General features: G+C 66.0%; 1 protein-coding gene. It reads right to left on the bottom strand.

The window, feature by feature from the left end:
• Positions 1–241 (bottom strand): IS66 family insertion sequence element accessory protein TnpB (gene tnpB, locus AU465_RS32700; protein ID WP_192257115.1); only part of this gene is annotated, 241 nt, incomplete at both ends.

The raw sequence follows: 241 nt of genomic DNA, 5'->3' as shown, positions 1-241 counted from the left end.
ACCATCGGTAATGCCCGGCCAGCAGAACTTGCCATCCTCCAGCCGCTTGGCCAACAAGCATACGCCCGTGCCGTCGAAGTAGACGAGCTTGATGCGGTCGGCGCGCTTGGCTCGGAACACGTAGACCGCGCCCGAGAACGGATCCGCGCCCATCGCCTCGCGCACGAGCGCTGCCAGACCTTCCGCTCCCTTGCGGAAGTCGACCGGCTTCGTCGCCACCATGACCTTGACCGCTCCCGCT

The organism is Mesorhizobium silamurunense (assembly GCF_014843905.1).
GTDB classification, from domain to species: Bacteria; Pseudomonadota; Alphaproteobacteria; order Rhizobiales; family Rhizobiaceae; genus Mesorhizobium; species Mesorhizobium silamurunense.
This window is presented reverse-complemented; position numbering and strand designations above follow the sequence as displayed.